Source organism: Streptomyces cyanogenus (assembly GCF_017526105.1).
Lineage (GTDB): Bacteria > Actinomycetota > Actinomycetes > Streptomycetales > Streptomycetaceae > Streptomyces > Streptomyces cyanogenus.
Genome location: NZ_CP071839.1, coordinates 6,421,896 through 6,437,173, shown reverse-complemented (window position 1 = coordinate 6,437,173; position 15,278 = coordinate 6,421,896). Strand labels below are relative to the sequence as shown.

Here is a 15,278-nt window from a genome sequence, read left to right as displayed (position 1 = left end):
GTGTTCCGTGACTCTATTGCAATGAGCCGGAATTTCCGACGGCGGGCTCTAATCCATGGATATTTTTTGGTCAGCGGATCCGGCGGACACTGCGAAAAACGGCGAAAGCCCCGGCTCGGTGAGCCGGGGCCTCGAAGGGTCGTGCGCGGTGCGTCAGAGGTTCACGCCGTGCTTGCGGAGGTAGGCGACCGGGTCGACGTCCGAGCCGTACTCGGGGCTGGTCCGCGCCTCGAAGTGCAGGTGCGGGCCGGTGACGTTGCCGGTGGCGCCGGACAGGCCGATCTGCTGGCCCGGGACGACCTTCTGACCCACCGTGACGCCGATGGACGACAGGTGCCCGTACTGCGTGTACATGCCGTCTGCCATCCGGATCACGATCTGGTTGCCGTACGCGCCGCCCCAGCCGGTGGAGACGACCGTGCCGGAGCCCACCGCGTGGACGGCCGTGCCGGCGGCCGCGTGGAAGTCGATGCCGGTGTGCGAGCCGGAGGACCACAGGGAGCTGCTGGCCTGGTAGCCCGTGGAGACGTAGGAGTGCGCGATGGGGGCGACGAAGGTGTTCAGCAGCTTGCGCTCCGCCTCGCGGGCGGCACGGGCCTTGGCCGCGCGCACCTCCGCGGCCCGCTTGGCGGCGGCCTTCGCGGCGGCCTCCTCGGCCGCCTTCCGCTCGGCGGCCTGCTGCTGGGCGGTGGCCTGGGCGTCGATCTGCTCGGGGACGTCCTCGGTGACGGTGAGGACGGGGACGAGGCCGGTCTGCTCCGGGGAGTGCTCGGCAGCGAGCGCCGGGGAGGCGGCGAGGGTGCCGATCACGCCGGTGGTGGTGAGGGCCGCGACGCCGGCCGCCTGAGCCGTGGTCCGCTTGACCCGACCGGGCTTGCGGTGCTTCCCGGTGGCGCAGATGAACGCCATGAAGTGGCTGGTCCTTTCCTTCCTTCTCGCCTACCGGGTTAGCTGACGGGTTCGGAGCAGGAAGGTCTCCTACGGGCCCCCCCCCCGCAGCCGCGCGGGCGCCCGATTCACCCCAGGGACGATGGGTCCCCGGCTCCCCTGGCTCGCGCCGTACGGGGACTCGGCGATGACTGTCCGGTGCCGCGGGTGCGGCGCACTGCCTGACGAACAGCCCGGACGACGCTACGGCGGCGTGCTTTCAATCCTCAAACGCAGCCGGGTTTTTGTAGCGCATCCCACAGGGCAGACAGGCAACCTCCGCCCCAAAACGGGCATCTGAGGGAGCGAGTGGAACAGCAGGGGCCCTGGCGGCCTACGGGTCGTCAGGGCCCCACGCGCGCGTGCCGTTACTCGGCCGCCACCACGGTCACTTCACCGATGCCGAGCGCCTCCACCGGCGCCTTGATGCTGGCCGCGTCACCGACGAGGACGGTCACCAGACGGTCCACCGGGAAGGCGTTCACGACGGCCGCGGTGGCCTCCACCGTTCCCGTGGCGGCCAGCTGCCGGTACAGCGTCGCCTGGAAGTCGTCGGGCAGGTGCTGCTCGACCTGGTCGGCCAGCGTGCTCGCGACGGCCGCCGCCGTCTCGTACTTCAGCGGCGCCACGCCGACCAGGTTCTGCACGGCGACGTCCCGCTCGGCGTCGGTCAGGCCCTCCGCCGCGACGGTCCGCAGCACCTTCCACAGGTCGTCCAGGGCGGGGCCGGTGTTCGGCGTGTCCACGGAGCCGCTGATGGCGAGCATCGCCGCGCCCGTGCCGTCCGGCGCGGACCGCAGGACCTGCCCGAAGGAGCGCACGCCGTAGGTGTAGCCCTTCTCCTCGCGCAGGACGCGGTCCAGGCGGGAGGTGAGGGTGCCGCCGAGGCAGTACGTGCCGAGCACCTGGGCCGGCCACACCCGGTCGTGCCGGTCGGGGCCGATCCGGCCGATGAGCAACTGCGTCTGGACGGCGCCGGGCCGGTCCACGATGACCACGCGCCCGGTGTCGTCGGCGGTCACCGGCGGCACCGGCCGGGGCTCACCCGGGGTACCGGTCCAGACGCCCAGGGTGTCGCCGAGCAGCCCGTCCAGGTCGGTGCCGGTCAGGTCGCCGACGACGACCACGGTGGCCGTGGTGGGCCGCACATGGCGGTCGTAGAAGGCGCGTACGGCCGCCGCGTCGATCTTCTCGACCGTCTCCTCGGTGCCCTGGCGCGGCCGGGACATGCGCGAGGTCGCCGGGAACAGCTCCTTGGAGAGCTCCTTGGCGGCCCGGCGGGAGGGGTTGGCCAGCTCGTGCGGGATCTCGTCCAGGCGGTTGCGGACCAGCCGCTCGACCTCGCTCTCGGCGAAGGCCGGCGCGCGCAGGGCGTCGGAGAGCAGCCCGAGGCCCTTGGCCAGGCGGGAGGCCGGGACCTCCAGGCTGAGCCGGACGCCGGGGTGGTCGGCGTGCGCGTCCAGGGTGGCGCCCGCGCGCTCCAGCTCGGCGGCGAACTCCTCGGCGGAGTGCTTGTCGGTGCCCTCCGAGAAGGCCCGCGCCATGATCGTGGCGACGCCGTCCAGGCCGGCCGGCTCCGCGTCCAGCGGCGCGTCCAGCAGCACCTCCACGGCGACGACCTGCTGGCCGGGGCGGTGGCAGCGCAGCACGGTCAGGCCGTTGTCGAGCGCGGTGCGCTCAGGGGCCGGGAACGCCCAGGGCCTGGCCTCGCCGGGCTGCGGCTGGGGGTGGAACTCCATGGTGGCGAGCTCGGTCACTTGGCCGTCTCCTCGTTCTCGGTCTCGTCGCGGCCCGCCTCTACGGTCGCTTCCTGCTCGGGGTCGTCGGGGATCCCGGCGTCCGGGGCGGCCTCCGGTGACTTCGGCTCGTAGACGAGGACCGCGCGGTTGTCGGGCCGCAGGCGGGCCGCCGCCACCTCCTGGACCTCCTCCGGGGTGACCTCCAGGACGCGCTTGACGGCCGTCAGGGCGAGCTGCGGGTCGCCGAAGAGGACGGCGTACCGGCACAGTTCGTCGGCGCGGCCGGCGACCGTGCCGAGCCGGTCCAGCCACTCGCGCTCCAGCTGCGCCTGGGCGCGCTCCATCTCCTCGGGGGTGGGGCCCTCCGCGGCGAACCGGGCCAGCTCCTCGTCGATGGCGGCCTCGATGACCGGCACCTCGACGTCACCGGAGGTCTTCACGTCCAGCCAGCCCATGGAGGGCGCGCCGGCCAGGCGCAGCAGGCCGAAGCCGGCCGCGACGGCCGTACGGTCCCGGCGCACCAGCCGGTTGTACAGGCGGGAGGACTCGCCGCCGCCGAGGATGGTCAGGGCCAGGTCGGCCGCGTCGCACGCGCGCGTGCCGTCGTGCGGGAGCCGGTAGGCGGCCATCAGGGCGCGCGCCGGGACCTCCTCCACGACGACCTCGCGCTTCTGCTCGCCGATGATGTCCGGCAGCGAGCCGTCACGCGGCTGGGGCTTGCCGTCGTGGGACGCGATGGAGCCGAAGTACTTCTCCACCCAGGCGAGGGTCTGCTGGGGGTCGATGTCGCCGACCACGGAGAGCACCGCGTTGTTCGGTGCGTAGTAGGTGCGGAAGAACTGGCGGGCGTCCTCCAGGGTGGCCGCGTCCAGGTCCGCCATCGAGCCGATCGGCGTGTGGTGGTAGGGGTGGCCCTCCGGGTACGACAGCGCGGTCAGCTTCTCGAAGGCGGTGCCGTAGGGGACGTTGTCGTAGCGCTGGCGCCGCTCGTTCTTGACGACGTCCCGCTGGTTCTCCATGGACTCGTCGTCCAGGGCGGCCAGCAGCGAGCCCATGCGGTCGGCCTCCAGCCAGAGGGCCAGCTCCAGCTGGTGGGCGGGCATGGTCTCGAAGTAGTTGGTGCGCTCGAAGCTCGTGGTGCCGTTGAGCGAGCCGCCGGCGCCCTGCACCAGCTCGAAGTGCCCGTTGCCCTTCACCTGCGCGGAGCCCTGGAACATCAGGTGCTCGAAGAGGTGAGCCAGGCCGGTACGGCCCTTGACTTCGTGGCGGGAGCCGACGTCGTACCAGAGGCAGACCGCCGCCACCGGGGTCAGGTGGTCCTCGGAGAGCACCACGCGCAGACCGTTGGCCAGGCGGTGCTCGGTCGCTGTCAGGCCCCCGGAGCCTGCCTCGGCTGTGGTCGTGTGACCCATGGGCATGTACGTCCCTTCGCGAGCGGAGGCGGTTGATGGAAACCGCGGTCTTCCTGCCGTTCCTGCCACTGTATGCAAAGCGTGCGGGGCCCCGGCGAAGTTCCCGAGGGACGTACGCCCACAGCGGATCGCGTAGCCTGCGTCGGACTCCGCTGCGCCGGACCGGCGAGCCCGCCAGGACCGGGTGGTGGCACGGGTTGTCGGTGCCTAGGTCCACAATGGTCCGCGTCAGATCCGTCAAACGCTTCAGCAGCACGAGCGCCCCGTAGGCGAGCGACCAGATCAGAAGGAGCCAGGCAGCGATGGCCCGCCGCAGCACGAAGACCCCGCCGCCCGACGATTCGTTCGAGGAGAGGATCCTCGACATCGACGTCGTGGACGAGATGCGTGGCTCCTACCTCGAGTACGCGTACTCGGTCATCTACTCGCGCGCCCTGCCGGACGCCCGTGACGGTCTCAAGCCGGTGCACCGCCGGATCGTGTACCAGATGAACGAGATGGGCCTGCGCCCCGAACGCGGCTACGTGAAGTGCGCGCGCGTCGTCGGCGAGGTCATGGGCAAGCTGCACCCGCACGGCGACGCGTCGATCTACGACGCCCTGGTGCGCATGGCGCAGCCCTTCTCCATGCGCGTGCCGCTGGTCGACGGCCACGGCAACTTCGGCTCGCTGGGCAACGACGACCCGCCGGCCGCCATGCGGTACACCGAGTGCCGGATGGCCGAGGCGACGAGCCTGATGACCGAGTCGATCGACGAGGACACGGTCGACTTCGCGCCGAACTACGACGGCCAGGAGCAGGAGCCGGTGGCGCTGCCCGCCGCCTTCCCGAACCTGCTGGTCAACGGCTCCTCGGGCATCGCGGTCGGCATGGCGACGAACATGCCGCCGCACAACCTGCGCGAGGTCGTCGCCGCCGCCCGCCACCTGATCCGGCACCCGAACGCCGACCTGGACGCGCTGATGAAGCACGTCCCGGGACCGGACCTGCCCACCGGCGGCCGGATCGTCGGCCTGGACGGCATCCGGGACGCGTACGCGACCGGCCGCGGCACCTTCAAGATGCGTGCGACCGTCTCGGTGGAGACCGTCACCGCCCGCCGCAAGGGCCTGGTGGTCACCGAACTGCCGTTCACGGTCGGCCCCGAGAAGGTGATCGCGAAGATCAAGGACCTGGTCAACGCGAAGAAGATCCAGGGCATCGCCGACGTCAAGGACCTCACCGACCGCGAGCACGGCCTGCGCCTGGTCATCGAGATCAAGAACGGCTTCGTGCCGGAGGCCGTCCTGGAGCAGCTGTACAAGCTGACCCCGATGGAGGAGTCCTTCGGCATCAACAACGTCGCCCTGGTCGACGGCCAGCCGCTCACCCTGGGCCTGAAGGAGCTGCTGGAGGTCTACCTGGACCACCGCTTCGACGTGGTCCGGCGCCGCAGCGAGTTCCGCCGCGGCAAGAAGCGCGACCGGCTGCACCTGGTCGAGGGCCTGCTGACCGCGCTGGTCGACATCGACGAGGTCATCCGGATCATCCGGTCCAGCGAGAACTCCGCGCAGGCCAAGGAGCGCCTGATGGAGCGCTTCTCGCTGAGCGAGGTGCAGACGCAGTACATCCTCGACACGCCGCTGCGCCGGCTCACCAAGTACGACCGGATCGAGCTGGAGGCGGAGAAGGACAGGCTCACCGCGGAGATCGAGGAGCTGACCCGGATCCTGGAGTCGGACGCGGAGCTGCGCAGGCTCGTCTCGGCCGAGCTGGCCGCGGTGGCCAAGAAGTTCGGCACCGACCGGCGCACGGTCCTGCTGGAGTCCGCGGGCGCCCCGGCGGCCACGGTGCCGCTGCAGGTGGCCGACGACCCGTGCCGGGTGCTGCTGTCCTCGACGGGGCTGCTGGCCCGTACGGCGACCGCGGAGCCGTTCCCGTCGGCGTCGGGCGCCAAGCGCGTCAAGCACGATGTGATCGTCTCGGCGGTGCCGACGACCGCGCGCGGGGTGATCGGCGCGGTGACCTCGGCGGGCCGGCTGCTGCGGATCAACGTGGTCGACCTGCCGCAGCTGCCCGAGCCGGTGCCCGCGCCGAACCTCGCCGGAGGGGCCCCGCTGGCCGAGTTCGTCTCCCTGGAGGACGACGAGACGGTGGTCTGCCTGACCACGCTGGACGAGTCGTCCCCGGGTCTGGCGCTCGGCACCGAGCAGGGTGTCGTCAAGCGGGTGGTGCCCGACTATCCGTCCAACAAGGACGAGTTGGAGGTCATCACCCTGAAGGAGGGCGACCGGATCGTCGGCGCGGTGGAGCTGCGCACCGGCGAGGAGGACCTGGTGTTCATCACGGACGACGCGCAGCTGCTGCGCTTCCAGGCCTCGATCGTCCGCCCCCAGGGCCGCCCGGCGGGCGGTATGGCGGGTATCAAGCTCGCCGAGGGCGCGAAGGTGATCTCCTTCACGGCGGTCGACCCGGCCGCCGACGCGGTGGTGTTCACGGTGGCGGGCTCCCGCGGCACGCTGGACGACTCGGTGCAGACGACGGCCAAGCTGACCCCGTTCGACCAGTATCCGCGCAAGGGCCGGGCCACGGGCGGTGTGCGCTGCCAGCGGTTCCTGAAGGGCGAGGACTGCCTGTCGCTGGCCTGGGCGGGCCCGGTGCCCGCGCGCGCGGCGCAGAAGAACGGCACCCCGGTGCAGCTGCCGGAGGTGGACCCGCGCCGGGACGGCTCGGGCACCTCGCTGCCGAAGACGGTGGCCGTGGTGGCGGGGCCGGTTATCTGACGGGCGGCCCGTGTCTAGGCGGGCGGGTCCTGCGGGTCCGCTTCCGCCTCGTCCGGGCCCTGTACGTAGCGCAGGACGCCCCACATGCCGTGCTCGTCGGCGTGCGGGGCGTCGTTCTCGCACCCCTGGAGTTCCTTGGCGAGGGTGTCCGCGTCGATGCCGGAGCCGATCAGCACGAGCTGGGTGCGACGGGCCTCGTCGGGTGCCCAGGGCTCCGGGTAGAAGCGCAGGAACCGGCCGACGGCGTGCACGGCGTACCGGTTGCGGGGGTCGTACGGTCCGAAGTCGACATACCCCTTGATCCGGTACAGCCCCTCGGGCCGGCTGTCCAGGAACCGCATGAGCCGGCGGGGCTCCAGCGGCACGTCGGCGGTGAAGGACAGGCTGTCGTAGCCGGTGTGCAGGTGTCCGGTCCGGTCGTCGGCGCCGTGGTCGTGCAGGTCGTCGAAGGACAGCTGCCCGACGCGTTCCTCGCCGGGCCGGCAGTCGAAGAGGAACTCGGGGTCGATGCGGCCGTAGGTGGCGGGGACGACGGCGGCGCGGTCGGTGAGCGAGCGGACGAGCCCCAGCACCCGGTCGGCGTCGTCGGCGCGGTCGAGCTTGTTGACGACGACCAGGTCCGCGAGGGCGAGGTGCCGGTCGATCTCGGGGTGCTTCGCCCGTGTGTCGTCGAACTCGGCGGCGTCGACGACCTCGACCAGACCGCCGTAGACGATGCCGGGGTGCTCGCTGGCGAGCACCATCCGCACGAGTTCCTGCGGCTCGGCCAGCCCGCTGGCCTCGATGACGATCACGTCGATGCCTGCGGCGGGCGCGGCGAGCCGGTCCAGGTAGAGGTCGAGTTCGCCGGCGTCGACGGCACAGCACAGGCAGCCGTTGCCGAGGGAGACGGTCGAGTCGCCGAGGGCACCGGCGACGGCCATGGCGTCGATCTCGATGGCCCCGAAGTCGTTGACGATGGCCCCGATCCGGCTGCCTCCGCTGCGGTGCAGCAGATGGTTGAGGAGCGTGGTCTTCCCGGAGCCCAGAAAACCGGCCAGCACGACGACCGGGATCTGCTGCGGACTGCCGCTGTCTACCGAGCTGTTCCCCAACGGGCGACCTCCCTGACGTACGACGCGCACCGGCTCGCGGCCCGGCGCACGGACGGGCGTGGACTGGTCGTCCAGGATACGAGCGGGAGGGAACGGTCCTTGCGCGGTGCTTGCGCGGTGCTTGTGCGGTCCTTGCGCGGTCCTGTGCTCGCCGGCCTCCGGGACCAGCGCCTCCGACGGCCGGCCACGTCAGGTGACCGGGCGCGTCGCCGCCTCACGTCACCGCTCCGAGGCCACCGCCGCCCGGGGCTCCGGGCCCACGTACCGCGCCACCGGGCGGATGATCTTCGAGTCGGCGGCCTGTTCCAGGATGTTGGCGCTCCAGCCGACCACCCGTGCCGCCGCGAAGGTGGGCGTGAACATCTCCCGGGGCAGGCCGCAGAGTTCCATCACCACACCGGCGTAGAACTCGACGTTCGTGTGGAGTTCGCGGCCCGGCTTCAGCTCCGCGAGGATCGCCTCCACCCGGCGCTCGACCTCCACCGCGAAGTCGACCCGGGGGCCGCCGAAGCCGAGGGCGATCTCGCGCAGCATGCGTGAGCGGGGGTCCTCCGTGCGGTAGACGGCGTGGCCGAAGCCCATGATCCGGTCGCCGGCGAGCACCCGGTCGCGGATCCAGGCGTCGATCCGGTCGGGCGTGCCGATGGCGTCCAGCGTGTCCAGGGCCCGGCTGGGCGCGCCTCCGTGCAGCGGACCGGACAGGGCGCCGACCGCACCGGTCAGGCAGGCCGTGACGTCGGCGCCGGTGGATGCGATGACGCGCGCGGTGAAGGTTGACGCATTGAAGCCGTGATCAATGGTTGAGATCAGGTATTGCTCGACCGCACGGACCCGACGCGGATCCGGTACCGAACCGGTCAGCATGTACAGGTAGTTGGCCGCGTACGAGAGGTCCTCCCGGGGCTCTACGAGGTCGAGGCCACGGCCGAGCCGGTACAGCGCGGTCAGCAGGGTGGGTACGGCCGCACAGGCGGCCACGGTCTCGGCGCGCCGCTGCTCCGGGTCGATGTCGTACACCGGCCGGAAGCCCTGGGCCGCGCCCAGCAGGGACAGGGCCGTGCGCAGTCCGGCCAGCGGTCCGGAGAGCCGGCCGGCCCCGGCGATCGCGGGCAGGGCCGCGCGGACGTCGTCGGGCAGGCGCCGCAGGGCGGCCGTCTCGGCGGCGAAGGCGGCACCGCGTCGCGCGTCCGGGAGCGTGCTGTGCACCAGGAGATGCCAGACGTCCTCGAAGCTGCGGGTGCGGGCGAGGTCGACGGCCGAGTACTGCCGGTAGTAGTAGAAGCCCTCCCGGCCCCGGACGTCACCGATCTCGGTCTCGGCGACGACGACGCCCGCGAGACCGCGCGGGGCGTGGATGAGCGGAGTGGCGGACCTGTTGATGGCCATGGTTTGCCTCCTTGAACTTGATCCGACTGTCCACTCTTGACTCAATTCTTGTCAATATTGATTGAGTCAATGCAGACCCATCAACATGTGCAGGGACGGCTACGGTGGCGTCCATGCGCGATCACGACACCGCTCCCCACCACCCCGGGCACCGGCTGACCACCAAGGAGACCGCCGAACTCCTCGGCGTGAAGCCGGAGACGGTCTACGCGTACGTGAGCCGTGGTCTGCTCAGCAGCAGACGCGAGCCCGGCGGCCGTGCCAGCACCTTCGAGGCCAAGGAGGTGGAGGCCCTCGCCCGCCGCAACCGGCGGGAGGCGGCCGGGAGTCCGGGCTCCGGCGGGGACCTGTCCGTCCGCACCCGGATCACGCTGATCGAGCAGGACCGGTACTTCTACCGGGGCGTGAACGCCGTCGAGCTGGCCGCCCGGCACCCCTACGAGGAGGTCGCGGAGTGGCTGTGGACGGGCCGGATGAGCCCCGGGGTGGCCTTCTCGGCACCCGAGACCACCGTGGACGTCGCCCGTCGCGCGGTGGGCGCCCTGTCCGAGCACGCCTCCCCCGTCGACCGGCTGCGGGTGGCGGCGATCGCCGCGGCGGCCGAGGACCCGCTGCGCTTCGACCTGTCCGAGGAGGCCGTGCTGAGCACGGCGCGCATCCTCATCCCGACCCTGGTCGCCGCGCTGCCGCCGGCCGCGTACGAGCGCAAGGACGACGGTCCGCTGGCCCACCGCCTGTGGACCCGGCTGACCGGCCACCCGGCCGACGAGGCCTCCCTGCGCGTCCTGGACACCGCGCTGTCGCTGCTCGCCGACCACGACCTGGCCGCGTCGACGCTCGCGGTACGGGTCGCCGCCTCGGCCCGCGCACACGCGTACGCGGCGGTCTCCGCCGGACTGGGCGTACTGGAGGGTCCGCTGCACGGTGCCGCCAGCGGACTGGCCCACCGGATGCTGCTGGACGTGCTCGACCAGGGCACGGCCGTCCCCGTGATCGCCGCCGAACTACGCGCGGGCCGGCGCGTCCCCGGTCTCGGACACCGGCTGTACGCGGGCGAGGACCCGCGCGCGCGGGTGCTCTTCGACCTCCTGGAGCAGGTCCCGCACGCGGAATCCGCGCTGCTCGCGGCCCGCGACATCGTCGCGACGACCGCCCGGCACACCCCGCTGCACGCCAACGTGGACCTGGCCCTGGCGGTGTTCACGGCGTCCTGCGGCATGCCGGCCACGGCCGGCGAGACGATCTTCGCCGTCGCCCGCACCGCGGGCTGGATCGCCCATGCCCTGGAGGAGTACGGCGAGCGTCCGCTGCGCATGCGTCCCAGCGGCCACTACGTCGGTCCGCGCCCGCCGCAGCCCCTCCCGGAGTAGAACACGGCACCGGTCGGAAGTCCCCCCGGGAAGAGTCAGGTTAGGCTCACCTCTGTGAGTAGGTGTGCGACCGTCTCCCGGAGCCTCGACGAACCGGTCTCCGGTACGGCTGCCACGGCGACGACGTGGCTGCTGCTGGAACAGCCCGGACCGTGGGGCGTCAAGGCGCTCACCTCCAGCCACCTGGACCCCGCGCTGGGCCGGGCGCTGGAGGCCGCCGCCGACGGAACCGGCGTGCGCATCGCGCTGATCCGGCACCCCGGGCGCCATGCCGACCCGGGCACGCCCCCGGTCCGGCAGGTGTACGCCGCGCACACCGTTCCGGGAAACGTCTGGCTGCACAGCGCCACCACCCGCGATCCGGAGCGGCTGCTCGAACTGGACTTCGCCGGCCTCGGGACCGGCGACCACCGCTCCTTCGGCACGGTGCTCGGCGGGCAGCCGCACCGCGGTGACCCGCTCGCGCTCGTGTGCACCAACGGCAAACGCGACCGCTGCTGCGCCCTCCTCGGCCGTCCCCTCGCCACGGAGCTGGTCGCCTCTGGGGTGCGCGGCGTCTGGGAGGTCACCCATCTGGGTGGACATCGGTTCGCGCCCACGGTGCTGGTCCTGCCGTACGGCTACGCCTACGGCCGCGCCGAGGCGCACACCGTGAAGGAGGCCCTGCACGGCGTCCAGGAGGGGCGCGTGGTCGTGGAAGGGTGCCGGGGGTGCTCCGCGTGGGAGCGGCCCGGCCAGGCGGCCGAGCTGGCGGTCCGGTCGGCCGCGGGCGAGTACCGGACGGGTGTGCTGAGCGTCGTACGGACGGCCGGCACGGCTCCGCGCTGGGAGGTCACCGTCGTGCACGCCGACGGCCGCCGGTGGCGGGTCACCGTGGCGCAGGGGGCGTCGCTGCCGCCCCGCCCGGAGAGCTGTGGCGCGGCGGCGCTCGGCACGCCCGCGCGGATGGACGTGGTCGACCTGCGCGAGCTGAGGCCGACGGCGCTGGCGAGCTGACCGGAAACAGATGCCGTCACGCCCGCCGTCACCCATTGATCAACAGGTGGATCAAGAGATCCACACCACACCCCCTGGGGTGCTTCGGGCCACCCCACGTACCGTCGTGGCCATGAGCCCCACGCCCCCCGCCCGCCGTCTGCGCCTCGGACTGCCCCGGCGGATGTTCTCCCAGGTGCTGCTGATGCAGGTGGCGATCGCCGCGGGAGTCGCGGTGCTCGCGACCGGGCTCTTCCTGGCTCCGCTCAGCAAGCAGCTGGACCAGGAGGCGATGCGCCGCGCGCTGGCCATCGCCGAGACCACCGCCCAGGACCCGCAGATCGCGGAGGGGGTCCTCACCACCCCGCCGACCAGGAACGGCCCGGTGCAGCGGGAGGCCGAGCGGATCCGGCGGGCCACGCACGCCGAGTACATCGTGGTGCTGAACCCGGACTGGGTGCGCTGGTCGCACCCCACGCCCTCGGAGATCGGCCGGCCCGTCTCCACCGACCCCTCCGACGCCCTGGCGGGCAAGGAGGTCATGGAGATCGACAAGGGCACCCTGGGACGCTCGGCGCGCGGCAAGGTGCCGTTGTACGACGCCCACCACCGCATCGTCGGCGCGGTCTCGGTCGGCATCGCCTACGACAGTGTGCGGGCGCGGTTGATCAGCGCGATCCCGGGGCTCTTCGCGTACGCCGGCGGTGCCCTCGCGGTGGGCGCCCTGGCCGCCTGGCTGATCTCCCGCCGGGTCCAGCGGCAGACCCGGGACCTGGCCTTCTCCGACATCTCGGCGCTGCTCGCGGAGCGCGAGGCGATGCTGCACGGCATCCGCGAGGGCGTGGTCGCGCTCGACCGGGGCGGCCGTGTCCGTCTGCTCAACGACGAGGCGCGGCGGCTGCTGGGCATCGGCGACGAGGCCGTCGGGCGGACCCCCGACGAGGCGCTCGGCGCGGGCCGTACGACGGACGTGCTGGCCGGCCGGGTGACCGGTACGGATCTGCTCACCGTGCGCGGCCAGCGCGTCCTGGTCGCCAACCGCATGCCCACCGGCGACGGCGGCGCCGTGGCCACCCTGCGCGACCGCACCGAGCTGGAGCAGCTGGGGCGCGAACTCGACTCCACGCGCGGGCTGATCGACGCCCTGCGCGCGCAGGACCACGAGCACGCCAACCGCATGCACACCCTGCTGGGGCTGCTGGAGCTGGAGATGTACGACGACGCCGTGGAGTTCGTCGGCGAGGTGGTCGGGGACCACCGGGCCACCGCCGAGCAGGTCACGGAGAAGATCCAGGACCCGTTGCTGGCCGCGCTGCTGGTCGGCAAGGCGACCGTGGCGGCCGAGCGCGGAGTCGCCCTGTGGGTGTCGGAGCGCACCCGCCTCCCGGACCGGCTGATCGATCCCCGGGGGCTGGTCACGGTCGTGGGCAACCTCGTCGACAACGCTCTCGACGCGGTCGCGGGTACCCTCCACGCGCGCGTGGAGGTCGAGTTGCGCACGGAGGGCCGTACGGTCGTCCTGACGGTCCACGACACGGGCCCCGGTATCCCCGAGGACCAACGGGAGCTGATCTTCACGGAGGGCTGGTCCACCAAGAAGCCGCCCGCGCACGGCAAGCGGGGCATCGGGCTGTCCCTGGTGCGCCGGCTCGCCGAACGGCAGGGCGGGATCGCGACCGTGGGCGCGGCGGCCGGCGGTGGCGCGGAGTTCACCGTGATCCTGCCCGAGGCGCTGACCGAGCCGGAACTGGAACCCGCGGCGCCCGAGGAGTCCGCCGGGTCCGCTGCCGTCGCCGAGGAGGAGGCGCGATGATCGAGGTCCTGGTCGTGGACGACGACACCCGCGTCGCCCGGGTCAACGCCGCCTACGTGGAGAAGGTGCCCGGTTTCCATGTGGCCGGCGAGGCGCACAACGCGGCCGAGGCGCTGCGTCAGGTGGAGAGCCTGCCGCGGCTGGATCTCGTGCTGATGGACCACTACCTGCCCGACGACACGGGGCTCGCGGTCGTCCAGGAGATGCGCCGGCGTGGCCACCAGACCGACGTCATCATGGTGACGGCGGCGCGGGACGTGTCGACCGTGCAGGCGGCCATGCGGCAGGGGGCGCTGCAGTACCTGGTGAAGCCGTTCGCGTTCGCCGGCCTCCGGGCGAAGCTGGAGGCGTACGCCGAGCTGCGGCGCACCCTGGACGGCGGCGGCGAAGCCGAGCAGGCGGAGGTGGACCGGATCTTCGGCGCCCTGTCCGCCCCGTCGGAGCCCGGGCTGCCCAAGGGGCACTCCCCCACGACGGCCGAGCTGGTGCGCCAGGCACTGCTGAGTGCCGAACGTCCGCTCTCCGCCCAGGAGATCGCCGAGCGGACCGGGGTGAGCCGGCAGACCGCCCAGCGGTATCTGAAGCTTCTGGAGCGCACGGGAAGGGCCCGGCTGACCCTCAAGTACGGCGACGCGGGCCGCCCGGAACACCGTTACGTGTGGGCGACCCGCGCCTGAGCGCGATTAACACAGCGGTCACTTGACCGCCTTGACGAACTCCGTCGTGTACGTCTTGCTCAAGTCGACCTTCGCGTTCTTGATGTTGGGGTTGAACGCCTTGAGCACCTTCTCGACGGTCTCGGGCCCGCCCTGGGGCATCACGCCGTCGTCGGTGAACATCGGCAGCGTGCTCTTGATGGCCTGGGCGTACAGCGCCTTGTCGCCCTGGGAGTAGTCGGCGGGCATCTTGGCCGCGATCTCGGCTGCGCTGTGTGTGGACATCCACTTGAGCGTCTTGACGAATGCGTTGGCCAACTTCTGGACGGTGTCCTTGTGTCCGTTCACCCAGTCCGTCTGCATGTACAGACTTGACGAGGGGTACGGTCCCCCGAGCGCCTTCTGCGACCCCTCGGGGGTGCGCATGTCGATGAGGATCTTCCCGGCCTTCTTGTCCAGGATCGTCGCGACGGTCGGGTCGGTGGTCATTCCGCCGTCGATCGCGCCGTTCTGGAGCGCCGCGATGAACGTCGGTCCCGCACCCACCGCGACCGGCGTGAAGTCGCTGATCTTCACTCCGTTCTTGACCGCCAGGTACTTGGTGAGGAAGTCGGTCGAGGAGCCGAGGCCGGTCACGCCCAGCTTGCGGCCCTTGAAGTCCTTGGGCGAGGTGAGGTCGCCGGCGGCCTTGGCGGAGACGACCTCGACCTCGCCGGGCGCGTGCGAGAACTGCACGACCGACTCCACCGACTTGCCCTTGACCTGCAGGTCGAGGGTGTGGTCGTAGAAGCCGACCGCGCCCTGCACCTGGCCGGAGACGAGCGCGGTCTCGGCCTGGACCCCGGCGGGCTCGCTCAGGAGCTGGACGTTCAGGCCCTCGGCCTGGAAGTAGCCGAGACGCTGGGTGAGCATCGCGGGCAGGTAGATCACCTTGTCCAGGCCACCGACCATGATCTTCACGCTCTCGCCCTTGCCGCCGCCACCGCTGCCGGTGTCGGCCGTGGAGCTTGCCGCGTCGTTGGCGCAGGCGGTGAGGGAGGAGAGAGCGAGGAGTCCGGCGGCGGCGACGGAGGCGTATCGGGCGGTCGTGCGCATGCGGTTCACGTCCTTGTGAGAGGGCGGTGCGGGAAGAAGGAACGGGAGT

General features: G+C 72.0%; 11 protein-coding genes and 1 riboswitch. Of the genes, 5 read left to right on the top strand and 6 right to left on the bottom strand.

Annotation, left to right across the window (positions count from 1 at the left end; genetic code table 11):
• Window positions 1–153: 153 nt before the first annotated feature.
• The 3 genes from S1361_RS29010 to S1361_RS29000 form a co-directional block, all read right to left on the bottom strand.
• Window positions 154–909, bottom strand: coding sequence for a M23 family metallopeptidase (locus S1361_RS29010; RefSeq protein ID WP_208034851.1), 756 nt, complete (start codon window positions 907–909; stop codon window positions 154–156).
• A 13-nt stretch (window positions 910–922) separates the two neighbouring features.
• A riboswitch (cyclic di-AMP (ydaO/yuaA leader) is annotated at window positions 923–1,085 on the bottom strand.
• Between the two features lie 210 nt (window positions 1,086–1,295).
• Window positions 1,296–2,684 carry a M16 family metallopeptidase gene (locus S1361_RS29005; protein ID WP_208034850.1) on the bottom strand — a complete coding sequence of 463 codons (1,389 nt, stop codon included), beginning with the start codon at window positions 2,682–2,684 and terminating at the stop codon, window positions 1,296–1,298.
• On the bottom strand, window positions 2,681–4,084 hold the full coding sequence (locus S1361_RS29000; RefSeq protein ID WP_208034849.1) for a M16 family metallopeptidase: 1,404 nt from the start codon (window positions 4,082–4,084) through the stop codon (window positions 2,681–2,683). The genes S1361_RS29005 and S1361_RS29000 overlap by 4 nt, the downstream gene beginning before the upstream one ends.
• Before the next feature lie 296 nt (window positions 4,085–4,380).
• Here S1361_RS29000 and S1361_RS28995 point away from each other — a divergent pair, with 296 nt between their 5' ends.
• The gene (locus S1361_RS28995) at window positions 4,381–6,840 is read left to right on the top strand and encodes a DNA gyrase/topoisomerase IV subunit A (RefSeq protein ID WP_208034848.1); all 2,460 of its coding nucleotides are present in this window, start codon (window positions 4,381–4,383) and stop codon (window positions 6,838–6,840) included.
• A gap of 14 nt (window positions 6,841–6,854) precedes the next feature.
• Here S1361_RS28995 and S1361_RS28990 read toward each other — a convergent pair whose 3' ends face one another.
• Both S1361_RS28990 and S1361_RS28985 read right to left on the bottom strand, forming a co-directional pair.
• Window positions 6,855–7,934 (bottom strand): CobW family GTP-binding protein, encoded by a 1,080-nt coding sequence (locus S1361_RS28990; protein WP_208034847.1) that lies wholly within the window; start codon window positions 7,932–7,934, stop codon window positions 6,855–6,857.
• A 219-nt stretch (window positions 7,935–8,153) separates the two neighbouring features.
• Entirely contained in the window at window positions 8,154–9,320 is a 1,167-nt protein-coding gene (locus S1361_RS28985; RefSeq protein WP_208034846.1) for a citrate synthase/methylcitrate synthase, read from the bottom strand.
• A gap of 113 nt (window positions 9,321–9,433) precedes the next feature.
• Between S1361_RS28985 and S1361_RS28980 the strand changes: the two genes are divergently transcribed.
• The 4 genes from S1361_RS28980 to S1361_RS28965 all read left to right on the top strand — a co-directional run bounded on the left by S1361_RS28980 (window position 9,434) and on the right by S1361_RS28965 (window position 14,155).
• Window positions 9,434–10,690: a citrate synthase gene (locus S1361_RS28980; protein ID WP_208034845.1), complete on the top strand. Its 1,257-nt coding sequence runs from the start codon at window positions 9,434–9,436 to the stop codon at window positions 10,688–10,690.
• A 54-nt stretch (window positions 10,691–10,744) separates the two neighbouring features.
• Window positions 10,745–11,686 carry a sucrase ferredoxin gene (locus S1361_RS28975; protein ID WP_208034844.1) on the top strand — a complete coding sequence of 314 codons (942 nt, stop codon included), beginning with the start codon at window positions 10,745–10,747 and terminating at the stop codon, window positions 11,684–11,686.
• Between the two features lie 112 nt (window positions 11,687–11,798).
• The gene (locus S1361_RS28970) at window positions 11,799–13,478 is read left to right on the top strand and encodes an ATP-binding protein (protein ID WP_208034843.1); all 1,680 of its coding nucleotides are present in this window, start codon (window positions 11,799–11,801) and stop codon (window positions 13,476–13,478) included.
• The gene (locus tag S1361_RS28965) at window positions 13,475–14,155 is read left to right on the top strand and encodes a response regulator (RefSeq protein ID WP_208034842.1); all 681 of its coding nucleotides are present in this window, start codon (window positions 13,475–13,477) and stop codon (window positions 14,153–14,155) included. Before S1361_RS28970 ends, S1361_RS28965 begins: the two co-directional genes overlap by 4 nt.
• Before the next feature lie 18 nt (window positions 14,156–14,173).
• On the opposite strand, the gene S1361_RS28960 is transcribed toward S1361_RS28965, so the two are convergent.
• Window positions 14,174–15,229 carry an ABC transporter substrate-binding protein gene (locus S1361_RS28960; RefSeq protein WP_208034841.1) on the bottom strand — a complete coding sequence of 352 codons (1,056 nt, stop codon included), beginning with the start codon at window positions 15,227–15,229 and terminating at the stop codon, window positions 14,174–14,176.
• Between the last annotated feature and the right edge of the window lie 49 nt (window positions 15,230–15,278).